At 48.5% G+C, this 14,145-nt stretch carries 13 protein-coding genes; 10 read left to right on the top strand and 3 right to left on the bottom strand.

Annotation, left to right across the window (positions count from 1 at the left end; genetic code table 11):
• Window positions 1–47: 47 nt before the first annotated feature.
• The 4 genes from yaaA to T411_RS0104210 all read left to right on the top strand — a co-directional run bounded on the left by yaaA (window position 48) and on the right by T411_RS0104210 (window position 3,230).
• Window positions 48–821 carry a peroxide stress protein YaaA gene (gene yaaA, locus T411_RS0104200; RefSeq protein WP_000909771.1) on the top strand — a complete coding sequence of 258 codons (774 nt, stop codon included), beginning with the start codon at window positions 48–50 and terminating at the stop codon, window positions 819–821.
• Between the two features lie 29 nt (window positions 822–850).
• Window positions 851–991: a DUF5363 family protein gene (locus T411_RS1000000120995; RefSeq protein ID WP_001911797.1), complete on the top strand. Its 141-nt coding sequence runs from the start codon at window positions 851–853 to the stop codon at window positions 989–991.
• Window positions 963–1,787, top strand: a complete 825-nt coding sequence (locus T411_RS0104205; protein WP_001006027.1) for a TatD family hydrolase — start codon at window positions 963–965, stop codon at window positions 1,785–1,787. The genes T411_RS1000000120995 and T411_RS0104205 overlap by 29 nt, the downstream gene beginning before the upstream one ends.
• A 186-nt stretch (window positions 1,788–1,973) precedes the next feature.
• Entirely contained in the window at window positions 1,974–3,230 is a 1,257-nt protein-coding gene (locus tag T411_RS0104210) for a NupC/NupG family nucleoside CNT transporter (protein ID WP_000051831.1), read from the top strand.
• Window positions 3,231–3,541: 311 nt separating this feature from the next.
• Here T411_RS0104210 and T411_RS01000000119020 read toward each other — a convergent pair whose 3' ends face one another.
• Window positions 3,542–3,724 (bottom strand): hypothetical protein, encoded by a 183-nt coding sequence (locus T411_RS01000000119020; RefSeq protein WP_001911798.1) that lies wholly within the window; start codon window positions 3,722–3,724, stop codon window positions 3,542–3,544.
• A gap of 107 nt (window positions 3,725–3,831) precedes the next feature.
• On the opposite strand from T411_RS01000000119020, the gene deoC reads away from it, so the two are divergent.
• From deoC to deoD, 4 genes are all read left to right on the top strand, one after another.
• Entirely contained in the window at window positions 3,832–4,611 is a 780-nt protein-coding gene (gene deoC / locus T411_RS0104215) for a deoxyribose-phosphate aldolase (protein WP_001292544.1), read from the top strand.
• A gap of 87 nt (window positions 4,612–4,698) precedes the next feature.
• Window positions 4,699–6,045 carry a thymidine phosphorylase gene (gene deoA, locus T411_RS0104220; RefSeq protein WP_000059253.1) on the top strand — a complete coding sequence of 449 codons (1,347 nt, stop codon included), beginning with the start codon at window positions 4,699–4,701 and terminating at the stop codon, window positions 6,043–6,045.
• Window positions 6,046–6,062: 17 nt separating this feature from the next.
• A complete protein-coding gene (locus tag T411_RS0104225; protein WP_000816440.1) occupies window positions 6,063–7,283 on the top strand; it encodes a phosphopentomutase in 1,221 nt (406 codons plus the stop codon).
• An 82-nt stretch (window positions 7,284–7,365) separates the two neighbouring features.
• Window positions 7,366–8,091, top strand: coding sequence for a purine-nucleoside phosphorylase (gene deoD / locus T411_RS0104230; RefSeq protein WP_000224887.1), 726 nt, complete (start codon window positions 7,366–7,368; stop codon window positions 8,089–8,091).
• Window positions 8,092–8,172: 81 nt separating this feature from the next.
• Here the strand turns inward: deoD and T411_RS0104235 are convergent, their stop codons facing one another.
• Window positions 8,173–8,796, bottom strand: coding sequence for a YtjB family periplasmic protein (locus tag T411_RS0104235; protein ID WP_000349088.1), 624 nt, complete (start codon window positions 8,794–8,796; stop codon window positions 8,173–8,175).
• A gap of 102 nt (window positions 8,797–8,898) precedes the next feature.
• Here T411_RS0104235 and serB point away from each other — a divergent pair, with 102 nt between their 5' ends.
• The gene (gene serB, locus T411_RS0104240) at window positions 8,899–9,879 is read left to right on the top strand and encodes a phosphoserine phosphatase (RefSeq protein WP_000339691.1); all 981 of its coding nucleotides are present in this window, start codon (window positions 8,899–8,901) and stop codon (window positions 9,877–9,879) included.
• A gap of 204 nt (window positions 9,880–10,083) precedes the next feature.
• Here serB and T411_RS0104245 read toward each other — a convergent pair whose 3' ends face one another.
• A complete protein-coding gene (locus T411_RS0104245) occupies window positions 10,084–12,423 on the bottom strand; it encodes a PilZ domain-containing protein (protein ID WP_001187861.1) in 2,340 nt (779 codons plus the stop codon).
• A 130-nt stretch (window positions 12,424–12,553) separates the two neighbouring features.
• Here T411_RS0104245 and radA point away from each other — a divergent pair, with 130 nt between their 5' ends.
• Window positions 12,554–13,930: a DNA repair protein RadA gene (radA, locus tag T411_RS0104250; RefSeq protein WP_032074635.1), complete on the top strand. Its 1,377-nt coding sequence runs from the start codon at window positions 12,554–12,556 to the stop codon at window positions 13,928–13,930.
• Window positions 13,931–14,145: the final 215 nt, after the last annotated feature.

Genomic DNA, 14,145 nt, shown 5'->3' on the forward strand with positions numbered 1-14,145 from the left:
CGTTTCAAGTCGGTTGATAACACGCTCAACAAAAGATAGGAATTATTATGCTGATTGTCGTTTCACCTGCGAAAACGCTGGATTATGAATCTCCCGTTTCAACCTCAAACTTTACGCAGCCTGAATTAACCGCGCATTCGGCAGAGTTAATTCAAGTCTGTCGTACTTTGTCATCACAGGATGTTTCTGAGCTGATGAGTGTCAGCGATAAAATTGCCGGACTCAATGTGGCTCGATTTGCGCAGTGGAGTGAAACCTTCACTCTCGATAACGCACGACAGGCGATTTTCGCTTTCAAAGGTGATGTGTACACTGGGCTGGAAGCGGAAACACTCTCGCCACAAGATTTGGATTTTGCCCAGCAACATCTACGTATGCTCTCTGGCTTGTATGGCGTGTTGCGCCCGCTGGATTTGATGCAACCTTATCGCCTAGAAATGGGAACAAAATTAGCCAACGCGCGTGGTGCGAATCTGTATCAGTTTTGGGGGGACATTATTACAGAGAAGCTCAATCAAGCGATTGAAGCACAAGGTGATAATGTACTGGTAAACCTTGCCTCTAATGAGTATTTCAAAGCGGTCAATCCGAAGCGATTGAACGCGCAAATTGTGACGCCAATCTTTAAAGATGCCAAAAATGGCCAATATAAAATCATCAGCTTCTTTGCGAAGAAAGCACGCGGCATGATGGCTCGCTACATCATTGAAAATCGAATTAAATCGGTAAAGGATTTAGAAGGTTTCAACACTGCGGGCTACTATTTTGTGGCAAGTGAATCAACACCCACCGAGTTGGTGTTTAAGCGCGAAGAGCAATAACCTCCAAGGTTCAAAATAAGGAACACATGATGTGGCTATGGTTAAAACGTTGGATTGCGAAATACGATGCTTGGTGCCAAAGCATGGGGTTAATGCCGGGGCAAAAGCGCAGTTGTGTTCCTTATCGAAAAGATCCGGCCAATGAACGAGACGATTCCACCTCCGCTTGAATGGTCGTTGTTCGACACCCATTGCCACTTTGATTTTCCTCCGTTTACTGCCACCCCTGAGCTGGAATTGCAAAAAGCGGCGCAGCATGGAGTTAGGCGGCTCGTTGTGCCATCGATTGGGCCGCAAGATTGGCAGGCGGTGACTGAGCTGGCGCAGCGCTTTCCCTCAACCATTTACTATGCGTTGGGATTTCATCCACTCTATTTAGATGCCTCTTCACCGACCCATTTACCTGCGTTAGAAAAGGCTCTAATGCAGGCAGAACAGGCTTGTGTAGCCGTTGGGGAGTGCGGTTTAGATGGCATGATAGACGTCGATGTGGCGCTACAAGAGCAGATGCTGATCGCCCAGCTCTCTATGGCCTCACAGGCCAAACTACCCGTGATCCTGCATAGCCGACGTACTCACAATCGGTTGTTACAGTTATTGAAACAGCAGCGTTTTCAACAAGGTGGTGTGCTGCATGCTTTTTCTGGCAGTGTGCAAGAAGCGCAGCAGTTTGTAGACCTAGGGTTTAAGATTGGTGTGGGAGGCGTCATCACTTACCCAAGAGCCAATAAAACTCGGCAAGCCATCGCAGCGTTACCTGTAGAGCACATAGTGTTAGAGACGGACGCGCCTGATATGCCACTGAATGGTTTTCAAGGTCAGGCTAACCATCCGGCTCAATTAGCCAAGGTTTTAGAAACACTCGCCGAGCTAAAAGGTGTTTCAGCACAATATCTCGCGCCAATCCTCTGGCAAAACAGTCAAATGCTGTTTGGCTTGTGTGAACAAAACCGAAACAAGATGTAGCGTTAATGACGCATCTGTCACTAAAAGTTGAGTGGTGTCACAGATATTAGTGAACGCGTGATGAATCTTATCCGAAAGTGTGAATCCTGCATTACTTTCTCTCTGTGCCCGTGAGTATAATTGCCCCCGCTTAATCGCTCCATTTTGTAACACGCCAACATTAAACTAATAAGGAAGTCATAAACTATGAGCCTGTTTATGAGCCTCATCGGCATGGCAGTTCTGCTAGGAATCGCAGTTCTACTGTCAAGTAACCGTAAAGCTATCAATCTAAGAACTGTGGGTGGCGCTTTTGCTATCCAATTTTCACTGGGTGCATTTATTCTGTATGTGCCTTGGGGCCAAGAGCTACTTCGTGGCTTTTCGGATGCCGTATCGAATGTTATTAACTACGGTAACGATGGTACTTCATTCCTCTTCGGTGGACTGGTATCAGGCAAAATGTTTGAAGTGTTTGGCGGCGGCGGTTTCATTTTCGCATTCCGCGTACTACCAACACTGATCTTCTTCTCAGCACTGATTTCTGTACTGTACTACTTGGGTGTTATGCAATGGGTTATCCGCATTCTTGGCGGTGGTCTGCAAAAAGCACTGGGTACATCACGCGCGGAATCTATGTCTGCGGCTGCAAACATTTTCGTGGGTCAAACTGAAGCACCATTAGTTGTTCGTCCATTCGTTCCAAAAATGACTCAATCTGAGCTGTTTGCGGTAATGTGTGGTGGCTTGGCTTCTATCGCAGGTGGTGTACTTGCGGGTTACGCTTCAATGGGCGTTAAGATCGAATACTTGGTAGCGGCGTCATTCATGGCGGCACCGGGTGGTCTGCTGTTCGCAAAACTGATGATGCCTGAAACTGAAAAACCACAAGACAATGAAGACATTACTCTTGATGGTGGTGACGACAAACCGGCTAACGTTATCGATGCGGCTGCTGGCGGTGCTTCTGCTGGTCTGCAACTTGCTCTGAACGTTGGTGCAATGTTGATTGCCTTTATCGGTTTGATTGCTCTGATCAACGGTATGTTGGGTGGCATCGGTGGTTGGTTCGGTATGCCTGAACTGAAACTGGAAATGCTACTGGGCTGGTTGTTTGCGCCTCTGGCTTTCCTGATCGGTGTTCCTTGGAACGAAGCAACTGTTGCGGGTGAGTTCATCGGTCTAAAAACCGTTGCTAACGAATTCGTTGCTTACTCTCAGTTTGCGCCTTACCTGACTGAAGCGGCACCAGTGGTTCTGTCTGAGAAAACCAAAGCGATCATCTCTTTCGCTCTGTGTGGTTTTGCGAACCTTTCTTCTATCGCAATTCTGCTTGGTGGTTTGGGTAGCTTGGCACCTAAGCGTCGTGGCGACATCGCTCGTATGGGGGTCAAAGCGGTTATCGCAGGTACTCTATCTAACCTGATGGCAGCGACCATCGCTGGCTTCTTCCTCTCTTTCTAATTCATAGAGACAGAGCTTTATAGACGCCGTTTAAATTCACCCCGTAGCAAGTGATTGCTGCGGGGTGTTTTGCTTTTAGGCGCCCCGAGTTTTAGGGGGAGACCTAGGGGTAATGTTGTAATGGATTGCAGAGCTGAAGCCTTGTGTGGTAAGGGATTGCCCTTTAAATTTCAGCTATTTTTTTGAGATACAAACCGTTTGCGCTTCGCGCAGCACTACCGCTTTGCGACAAATATCTATACTGTAGCCATGGATAAAAAACGAGTGGATTGACGATGGAATACACCACGCGTTTGACCGTGAGCTTAGGCTCAGGTGGCGGGCTTATCTAATGGAATATGGATGAGTTTTCGCTGGCTCTCAGCATGACTAAGAGTATGATGAGCGCCGGAGGCAATCGCCTTGCCTGTATGCAGTAAAATACCGCAAACGCAGATTGTTGTGCCATTGACCAAACTGGTACTGTGCGGTGACAAGGATAGCAATTGGTGCATGAGCACCGAGTCTTCAAGGAACCAAGTCCGTTCATTTGTGGCTGCTCAGCAGAAAATAGTACTCTGCTGGGGAGTGAACTAGATGACTATATTGATCGGAGATAGAAATGAGCGAATTAAAAGTAGCAGCTCTACGTGCACTGAAACTGATGGATCTCACCACGTTGAATGACAACGATACGGATGCCAAAGTGATCCAACTTTGTCATGATGCGAAAAGTCCAGTCGGCAACACGGCTGCCATTTGTATTTACCCTCGCTTTATTCCTATTGCTAAGAAGACACTTCGCGAGCAAGGAACCCCTGAAATCCGTATTGCTACGGTAACCAATTTTCCTCACGGTAATGACGATATTGAAATCGCCGTTGCTGAAACGAAAGCCGCTGTTGCTTACGGTGCTGATGAAGTGGATGTGGTATTCCCATATCGCGCTCTGATCGCAGGCAACGAGCAAGTCGGTTTTGATCTGGTGAAACAGTGTAAAGCGGCTTGTGGCGACAAAGTGCTACTGAAAGTGATCATCGAAACTGGTGAGCTGAAACAAGAAGCGCTGATCAAAAAAGCCTCTCAAATCTGTATTGAAGCTGGCGCAGATTTCATCAAGACCTCAACCGGCAAAGTGCCAGTAAATGCGACACCAGAATATGCACGCATGATGCTGGAAGTGATCCGTGATATGGGCGTAGCCAAAACCGTCGGTTTCAAACCTGCCGGTGGTGTTCGTACCGCAGAAGATGCGCAGCAATATCTGGCCATGGCCGATGAGATCCTCGGTGGCGATTGGGCAGACAGCCGTCACTACCGTTTCGGCGCTTCAAGCCTACTGACTAACCTTCTGAATACATTAGAAGTGACAGACCAAAAGGCAGATCCTGCCGCTTACTAATATCCATTGTGTCTGAGAGCAGCGCGAGGCTTCGCGCTGCTTAACCTCTTTACACTACGCAGTTTCTTTGGGAACTGGGAGGCAGCTATGTCTTTATCTCAAGCAAAGTATTTACCTCAAGAAATTATCCGCAGAAAGCGTGATGGTGAAGTTCTCACCAACGATGAAATCAACTTCTTCATTCAAGGTGTGGCGAATAACACCGTCTCTGAAGGGCAAATTGCCGCGTTTGCGATGGCGATTTTTTTCCGTGAAATGACTATGCCTGAGCGTATTGCACTGACGTGCGCGATGCGCGATTCCGGTATGGTGATTGATTGGAGCCACATGAATTTTGATGGTCCGATTGTGGATAAACACTCCACGGGCGGCGTGGGCGATGTGACCTCACTGATGCTTGGCCCTATGGTGGCAGCCTGTGGCGGTTATGTGCCGATGATTTCTGGCCGCGGCCTTGGTCACACTGGGGGGACGCTCGACAAACTTGAAGCCATCCCCGGCTATAACATTACCCCAACCAATGACGTGTTTGGCAAAGTGACCAAACAAGCCGGCGTGGCGATCATCGGCCAAACTGGCGATCTGGCTCCGGCGGATAAGCGTGTGTACGCAACGCGTGATATTACCGCGACAGTGGATAACATCTCGCTGATCACCGCTTCAATTCTTTCTAAGAAACTGGCGGCTGGCCTTGAATCGCTCGTGATGGATGTGAAAGTTGGCTCTGGTGCTTTCATGCCAACTTACGAAGCGTCTGAAGAGCTCGCCAAATCGATCGTGGCAGTGGCCAACGGTGCAGGCACCAATACCACGGCGATCTTAACTGATATGAACCAAGTGCTGGCGTCTTCAGCGGGTAACGCGGTGGAAGTGCGTGAAGCAGTACGCTTCCTCACCGGCGAATACCGTAATCCGCGTCTGCTGGAAGTCACTATGGCGTCGTGTGCGGAAATGCTGGTACTTGGCAAGTTAGCCAAAGATACCGCGCAAGCGCGTGAGAAACTGCAAGCAGTGCTGGATAACGGCCAAGCCGCCGAGCGTTTTGGCAAAATGGTCGCAGGCCTCGGTGGCCCAAGCGATTTTGTTGAAAACTACGACAAGTATCTTGCGAAAGCTGAGATTGTTCGCCCAGTTTACGCTCAGCAATCTGGCGTTATTTCTGCGATGGATACCCGTGCCATCGGCATGGCGGTGGTCGGCATGGGCGGTGGCCGCCGCGTGGCGACCGATCGTATCGATTACGCTGTCGGTTTTGATCAGTTTATCCGTCTGGGTGAAATCGCCGACAGCAACAAACCTTTAGCAATGATTCATGCCCGTAATGAAGAGCAGTGGCAACAAGCTGCCAATGCACTACAAAGTGCGATTAAAGTGGGCGGTGATTACCTACCAACACCGGATGTTTACCGTCAAATTCGAGCACAAGACGTGTAAGTTCGGGGGAGTGAGCAATGAAAAGAGCATTTATTTTAGTTTTAGACTCGTTTGGCATTGGCGCAACAGCGGATGCACAAGCCTTTGGTGATGTCGGTTCTGATACCTTAGGCCACATCGCGGATCAATGTGCGCAAGGTTTGGCGGATAACGCAGAACGTAAAGGCGCATTGCAACTGCCGAACCTTTCTAAGCTGGGTTTGGCGATGGCGCATAAAGAGTCGACCGGACGTTTTGCGCCGGGGCTGGATGAGCGTGCGGATATCATCGGCGCTTATGCCCATGCCGCAGAGCTGTCATCAGGCAAAGATACTCCGTCAGGTCACTGGGAAATTGCTGGTGTGCCAGTGCTGTTTGAATGGGGTTACTTTAGCGATAAGCAAAATAGCTTCCCGAAAGAGCTGACCGATCGCATTTTAGCGCGCGCGGGTTTGGACGGATTTTTAGGCAACTGCCACGCCTCTGGTACGCAAGTGCTGGATGATTTGGGCGAAGAGCATATGCGTACGGGCAAGCCGATTTTCTACACCTCGGCAGATTCTGTATTCCAAATTGCCTGCCACGAAGAGACATTTGGTTTAGCTCGTCTGCTGGAGCTTTGCCAAATCGCTCGTGAAGAGCTGGCGGATTACAACATCGGTCGCGTCATTGCGCGTCCATTCGTTGGCCCGGGCAAAGGACAATTTGCTCGTACCGGTAATCGCCGTGATTTGTCGGTTGAGCCCCCTTCAGCCACAGTGTTGCAAAAGTTGGTGGAAGAGAAGCAAGGCCGAGTGGTGTCTATCGGTAAAATTGCCGATATCTACGCGTACTGCGGCATTACCGACAAAGTCAAAGCGACGGGCATTCCAGATCTGTTTGAAGCGACTTTAGAGCAGATCAAACAAGCCGGTGATAACACCATCGTATTCACTAACTTTGTGGATTTTGACTCGGCTTATGGTCACCGCCGTGATGTCGCAGGTTATGCGGCGGCACTGGAGTATTTCGATAAGCGTTTACCTGAAGTTCTAGCGCTGATGCAGGAAGATGACATTCTGATTTTAACTGCCGACCACGGCTGTGACCCAACATGGCCGGGCACTGACCATACTCGTGAACACATTCCGGTACTGGTTTATGGCAAGAAAGTGGCTCCGGGTTCATTAGGTCGTCGTGACACTTTTGCTGATATCGGGCAAACTCTGGCAAGCTACTTTGGCACTTCGCCAATGGATTACGGTAAGAACTTTTTATAATACGCATACCCTAAGGCTAGCTTCAGTCTTAGGGTTTTGTTGAATGATGGCGATTGAGCCAACAAACCAAAGGAACGAAAACATGGCAACTCCACATATTAATGCGCAAATGGGTGATTTCGCTGACGTTGTACTGATGCCGGGTGATCCGCTGCGCGCGAAATACATCGCAGAAAACTTCCTCGATAACGCAGTTCAAGTATGTGATGTGCGCAATATGTTCGGCTACACAGGCACTTACAAAGGCCGCAAGATCTCTGTGATGGGGCATGGTATGGGTATCCCATCTTGCTCAATCTATGTAACCGAGCTTATCAAAGATTACGGCGTGAAAAAGATTATCCGCGTCGGTAGCTGTGGTGCAGTGAACGAAGGCATCAAAGTGCGTGATGTGGTGATCGGTATGGGCGCGTGTACTGACTCTAAAGTCAACCGTATTCGCTTCAAAGATCATGATTTTGCTGCGATTGCGGATTACAAGATGGTAAAAGCTGCAGAAGAAGCGGCCAAAGCACGTGGCATTGACGTGAAAGTTGGCAACCTGTTCTCTGCAGAACTGTTCTACACGCCAGATCCTTCCATGTTCGATGTGATGGATAAATACGGCATCGTTGGCGTAGAAATGGAGGCGGCAGGCATTTACGGTGTAGCGGCGGAATACGGCGCGAAAGCACTGGCGATCTGTACTGTGTCTGACCACATCAAAACGGGCGAGCAAACCACCTCAGAAGAGCGTCAAAACACCTTCAATGAGATGATTGAAATCGCACTGGACTCTGTACTGATTGGTGATCAAGCGGGTTACTAATCTTTGTACTCGTGTTATCTCTGAATACAAAAAAACCTCAGTCAGTACTGAGGTTTTTTATCACTCAATTTATTTTTCCTGTTACTCATTCAAAGACTGTTCGGCTTGCTTGAGCAGTAAGTTCTCACCTGTTGGTTTTTTCGGTCTGCGTCGTAGTAACAGCGTCAGTAGCACACCGCTGACAAAACTCATCAACAGCATCCAATACATATTGTGGTCGCTCTTACGATAGTGATGGTCTGAAATCGCCGTCACTTTACCGGTTTCAAAAGTAATGCGTACGAAACCAATTAAACTGCCGTCGTGAACTACGGGCTCAACTAATTGTTGGCGGCCAATGCTGGCAGTATGCAGTGGCGTATCTAAACCCAGCACTTCACGCACACTGAGCGCAGAGTCACTCGCGGCCAGCAATACGCCTTCAGAATCATAAATCGAGGCATCGAATACCAGACGATCAGTAGCAAGCTGGTTAGTGAGTGCTAACAGACGTTCCTGATCTTGATCGGCAATCATACTTCCCGCAGACATCGCCGCTTGAGTAATCAGAACTTTGGTTAAGGTTTCCAACTGGTTGGCTTGAATGCGTTCATTGCCTTTACTGATCACAACGCTGTTTTGGATGGTGATAAAAAACATGACTGCGACAGCGAGCACCGTTGCCACGCGCACAACGACTCGGAATGAAAAAAGTGAACCATCCATGATGAGAGAAACCTACAAAAAACCAACTGCGCTCATATTGAGACTTGCGTTTTTAAATTGCAATAGGGTAACGTCTGGCTATACCGAATAAGGAAAGTGGACATGGATGCTTTAACAACTTTACCGATCAAAAAACACACAACGCTACTCAATCGTTTTCCTGAAACGCGTTTTGTCACCCAATTAGCGAAAAAACGTGCCAGTTGGATTGTGTTTGGACATTACCTAACTCCCGCTCAATTTGAAGACATGGATTTCTTCACCAATCGCTTCAATGCCATCTTAGATATGTGGAAAGTGGGACGTTATGAAGTCGCATTGATGGACGGTGAGCTGACGTCTGAGCATGAAACCATTCTTAAAGCGCTAGAACTCGATTACGCGCGGATTCAGGATGTGCCCGATCTCACCAAGCCGGGGTTAATTGTGCTGGATATGGACTCGACCGCGATCCAGATCGAATGCATTGATGAAATTGCTAAGCTTGCGGGAGTCGGGGAAGAGGTCGCTGAAGTCACTGAGCGCGCGATGCAAGGTGAGCTGGATTTTGAGCAGAGTTTACGTTTGCGAGTCAGTAAACTTAAAGATGCTCCGGAGCAGATCCTAAGCCAAGTACGCGAAACCCTGCCGTTAATGCCTGAATTACCCGAGCTGGTGGCAACGCTGCATGCCTTTGGTTGGAAAGTCGCGATCGCCTCGGGCGGCTTTACCTACTTCTCTGATTATCTCAAAGAGCAGTTGTCGCTAGACTATGCACAGTCTAACACTCTAGAAATTGTGAGCGGCAAACTGACTGGACAGGTGCTGGGAGAGGTAGTCTCCGCGCAAACCAAAGCGGATATTTTGCTGACGCTTGCTCAGCAATACGATGTGGAAATTCATAACACGGTAGCGGTTGGCGATGGCGCAAATGATTTGGTGATGATGGCGGCCGCAGGGCTTGGGGTGGCATACCATGCCAAACCTAAGGTTGAAGCCAAGGCGCAAACGGCGGTGCGTTTTGCAGGATTAGGTGGCGTCGTGTGTATCCTTTCTGCCGCACTGGTCGCTCAGCAAAAACTGAGTTGGAAAAGTAAGCCTTAGCCGACACATGGAACTTAGGTTAATCAAATAAGCCACGTTCAGTGACGTGGCTTATGTTTGGAAGAGATATCCCCTTCCTACTTGAAGCTGCAGGAGTGTTGGCTACGTTCGTTCACCCCAATCACATAGTCTGTCTATGCTCATGGGGATTCACTCACTTGCCGCCTACCTGCAACTCCAAGTGGTTTGGGTATAGCGCTAGTATCAGGTCAACTCAAGTCGGATCAACACTTCCTCAGTAATATCGACCAATTCACCATAGCCGACTTGTGCCAGCATCTCTTTTTCTAAACTTTTGGCGTGGTGTGGGCTGATCTCAGCCAGCTCGGTCAAATCGCTGCGTAGCAAATTCGTGATCGGTGCAAACACCGGAACACCACTCACCCTGAGTGCGTAGAATTCGCCCATCGCTTGCCCTTGGCGGATAAAACGGATGCGTTCACGAGTATCGGCAAAGTCACTCAACAAACGTGATTCCACGGATTGAATGCGTGTTCCGTATTTCACCGCACTCAAATACACCTCATGGTATTGCGGTACCGCGCCTTCAATCCGTTTCATTGGCGTTGCGAGTAACGAGTTGGTATGCCCCTTAAATATTGGTTGCAGAGTAATTCGATTCTCACTACCCAATTTGGCCAACAGCGCCAGATGTGGTGGGAGTGGGTAGTTCACCCCAATCACTTTGGGTTTAAGATTACTCCCGACCTTTTCAACAAAAAACGGCGTACTCACCATCTTATCGAGCAGAATATTATGCAGACTTTCGAGTAGGGCATTGCTCGGTAGTATCTCTTCTTTAATCAATAGTTTGTCTTGGTTGTGTTCAATGATGCTATTAAAGAAAGCAATGGTTTTGAGGGTTTGTAAATTCTCCTCAATAACCAGTTGTAAACGGCGTCCTTCAGGACCGATACGCACCACTTTGTAGGGGGCCTTGTCTAAGGGAAGGCTTTTGTCGTACAACTTGAGCTCAAGGTAATCGACCCAGACTTGATCGTTGGCTTTGACATCCAGTGGGGTATCTAACAGCAAACTGAGACCACGCTTAGAGAGATCAACCGTTGCTCCCGTGACCTTGAGTGCATCTATGCTCACTTGTACTGGCGTACTAAACCGATAACGCGGCTCTTTGCGCCGTGAGCGCGCATCAAAATAGATACCCATCGGTGTACCGACGACCTGACGTGGGTGGCGGAAGTCATTCAGTGTGCTGCTCGGTAAATTGGGTTTTTCAACCAGTAAATAGTCGTGTGCCGCTTCAGTATCACTGATCTCTTGCAGTACACCGCAATGAGTGAGAGAACGGGATTGGTCAGCTAATTCACGAGAGTGTTCGGCGAGCGTTTTTCGCTCTTCATCGGAGAGTTCAAACACAAACAGTCGAAACGCTTTCCAGCTATCGCGTTTAGCGCCAATATGCCAAAACAGCTTGCGCTGTTCTTGAGTCGCCTCTGGCATCAGCATAGAGAAAAACAAAGTCTTGTGTTGGTGCTCATGCTTAAAGGCGTACAACACATTATTGCTGCCCCGAACGCCCGGAGCGGTTAAGTGCGCCATGCGTTCTGGTTTGAATAAGGTGCCAAGTGCTTGCTGGTTACGCTCATCGTGCCAATATTGCCAAATGGGGCGGTTATTCTCGGTGAGTAACGCCAGCTTGAGTTCGTTGCCACTAAAAAACAGCGGTAGATTACAGGTGTGTTTGAGGTACATGTGCTCATAGCCACGAGTACGGGCACGAATGATCTTATCTTGGTTGTCGTGGCGTGCTTTCTGCGTATTAGTCTGAATCGCTTCCTCGATGACTTTTTCAATCACATCGGTATCACTGAGTTTCAATACCCGCAGAAATTTAATCGCATCACTGTCATAGGACTCATCGACGCCGAGAATCCGGTAATCGATACTTTTATGCAGTCCCACCACGTTTGAGGTTTTATTTAAGTCAGAAAAATAGACTTGAATCACCTCGCCCAATTTGTAGTCAAATGCTGCTGGCACTTTTAATTTGGCCCCAGAAGGGGAGAGGTCAACACTCAGACCGTGTACTAATTGCTCGTTCTTCAGATGGATTTCGATCTGGCTGGAGATTTTTAAGCGGTTTTCTTGGCGTTTGAGGTCGTATCCAAGCTTGACCGGCTCAACTTCAAAACTCGTATCTTTCGGCTGATCTGTTTTCGGATCGAGTTTGCCTTGTTGCTTCATGACTCGGAAATTATTGCGGGTGTTATTGACCGCTTCCCACACCCCTTCGGTATAAGCCCCAAATTTCTTGAGACTTTTTTGGTAAGAGTTGAACGCCACATCATCAAGCCAGTGTTGGCGGCCATCAAAATGGTATTCCCGACACTCTCCTTGAACTTTGCCACGTAAATCAATGCTTTTTGTACAAGGTGCCATTAGGCGGTTCAGTTCCATTTTGACCAATAATTTGGCCGAAGGCGGGTGCCCTTCGGTCATTTGCGACAAAAGGTAGTCAAGGTCACCGGAACGATAAACGGGTATAAGCCTTTCAACCAGAGAGAGAATTTCGGTCTGTTGCATACTTTTCTGTTAAAGTGTCTTCCATTCTGATGCATCGGCATCAACATACTAATCTTTAGCGATATGTTGCAGCCGTTCCACTTTTTCTTAAAGTATTACGCCTGATAAGTGAGAGCAAGTTCGAGGATTGATTGTGAAAGCTAAGCGCGCCTATGTATGTAATGAATGTGGAGCGGATTTTCCGCGTTGGCAAGGACAGTGTAATGCCTGTGGTTCGTGGAATTCGATTTCAGAAGTTCGTTTAGCGGCTTCACCGCAAGTGGCGCGCAATGAAAGGTTGGTCGGTTATGCGGGAGCTCTTGAAGCGAAAGTACAAACTTTGGCTGATATTGATTTACAAGAAGTGCCTCGATTCACCAGTGGCTTTAAAGAACTAGATCGCGTACTTGGCGGCGGAATTGTGCCGGGTGCGGCGATTTTGATTGGTGGTAATCCGGGCGCGGGTAAATCGACCTTACTACTGCAAACCATGTGTTTACTTTCCGGACAGATGCCGACGTTGTACGTGACGGGCGAAGAATCGTTGCAGCAGGTCGCGATGCGTGCTTCACGGCTTGGTTTGCCGAAACAGCATCTAAAAATGCTCTCAGAAACCAATGTGGATCGGATTTGCCAGATTGCTGAGCAAGAAAAGCCGCGCATTATGGTCATCGATTCGATTCAAGTGATGCATGTGGCGGATGTGCAATCGTCACCGGGGAGTGTCGCGCAAGTGCGTGAGTCGGCCACGGCGCTTACGCGTTATGCTAAACAAAATAATGTGGCGGTATTTATTGTGGGCCACGTAACCAAAGATGGTACGTTGGCGGGACCTAAAGTTCTTGAACACATCATCGATTGCTCGATTCTGCTTGATGGCGATACCGACAGCCGTTTTCGTACACTCCGTAGTCATAAAAACCGTTTTGGTGCGGTCAATGAACTCGGTGTGTTTGCGATGACTGGACAAGGGATGCGTGAGGTGAGTAATCCATCGGCGATTTTCCTTTCTCGTGGAGAAGAAGCCACATCTGGTAGCTCAGTGATGGTGGTGTGGGAAGGAACTCGCCCACTCTTAGTTGAGATTCAAGCGTTGGTCGATTACTCACAACTCGCTAACCCACGACGCGTTGCGGTTGGCTTAGAACAAAACCGTCTCTCTTTATTACTGGCCGTGCTGCATAAACACGGTGGTTTGCAAATGGCCGATCAGGATGTGTTTGTGAACGTAGTCGGTGGCGTGAAAGTGACGGAGACCAGTGCAGATTTAGCGCTACTCATGGCGTTATTGTCGAGTTTTCGTGATCGTCCGCTGCCAAAAGATGTCGTGGTTTTTGGTGAAGTCGGATTGGCTGGAGAAATTCGTCCCGTACCGAGTGGTCAAGAGCGCCTTAACGAAGCCTTCAAACATGGTTTTAAGAAAGCGATTGTGCCGATTGCCAATATGCCGAAAGGTGGTATTGAAGGTATGCAGATCCACGGTGTGAAAAAGCTTTCTGATGCGATCGCGGCTTTTGATGAGCTGTAATGGGTAGTTGGTTTTGAACACGAATGACGCCAAAAAGTGCAGCGTAAAAATATCATGGTTGCGCCTCGCGAGCCGTTTGAGGATCACCTATAGTTTCTCAGCGATAGGCACTCGTTCATCCCCTTGGCTACTTGAAACTGCTGCCGTGTCGGCTGCAACGCTAAGTCGCTAGGGCATATTTTTTTTCAGCAAGCGCATGCAGGGGTATCAGTCTT

The organism is Vibrio cholerae ATCC 14035 (assembly GCF_000621645.1).
Classification (GTDB): Bacteria; Pseudomonadota; Gammaproteobacteria; order Enterobacterales; family Vibrionaceae; genus Vibrio; species Vibrio cholerae.

Bases quoted from the DNA above. Each gene is read 5' to 3' on its own strand.
- deoC (WP_001292544.1), top strand. From the start codon at position 3,832: ATGAGCGAATTAAAAGTAGCAGCTCTACGTGCACTGAAACTGATGGAT.
- T411_RS0104205 (WP_001006027.1), top strand. From the start codon at position 963: ATGAACGAGACGATTCCACCTCCGCTTGAATGGTCGTTGTTCGACACC.
- T411_RS0104225 (WP_000816440.1), top strand. From the start codon at position 6,063: ATGAAAAGAGCATTTATTTTAGTTTTAGACTCGTTTGGCATTGGCGCA.
- T411_RS0104235 (WP_000349088.1), bottom strand. From the start codon at position 8,796: ATGGATGGTTCACTTTTTTCATTCCGAGTCGTTGTGCGCGTGGCAACG.
- deoA (WP_000059253.1), top strand. From the start codon at position 4,699: ATGTCTTTATCTCAAGCAAAGTATTTACCTCAAGAAATTATCCGCAGA.
- T411_RS0104245 (WP_001187861.1), bottom strand. From the start codon at position 12,423: ATGCAACAGACCGAAATTCTCTCTCTGGTTGAAAGGCTTATACCCGTT.
- deoD (WP_000224887.1), top strand. From the start codon at position 7,366: ATGGCAACTCCACATATTAATGCGCAAATGGGTGATTTCGCTGACGTT.
- T411_RS0104210 (WP_000051831.1), top strand. From the start codon at position 1,974: ATGAGCCTGTTTATGAGCCTCATCGGCATGGCAGTTCTGCTAGGAATC.
- T411_RS1000000120995 (WP_001911797.1), top strand. From the start codon at position 851: ATGTGGCTATGGTTAAAACGTTGGATTGCGAAATACGATGCTTGGTGC.
- T411_RS01000000119020 (WP_001911798.1), bottom strand. From the start codon at position 3,724: ATGCACCAATTGCTATCCTTGTCACCGCACAGTACCAGTTTGGTCAAT.
- yaaA (WP_000909771.1), top strand. From the start codon at position 48: ATGCTGATTGTCGTTTCACCTGCGAAAACGCTGGATTATGAATCTCCC.
- serB (WP_000339691.1), top strand. From the start codon at position 8,899: ATGGATGCTTTAACAACTTTACCGATCAAAAAACACACAACGCTACTC.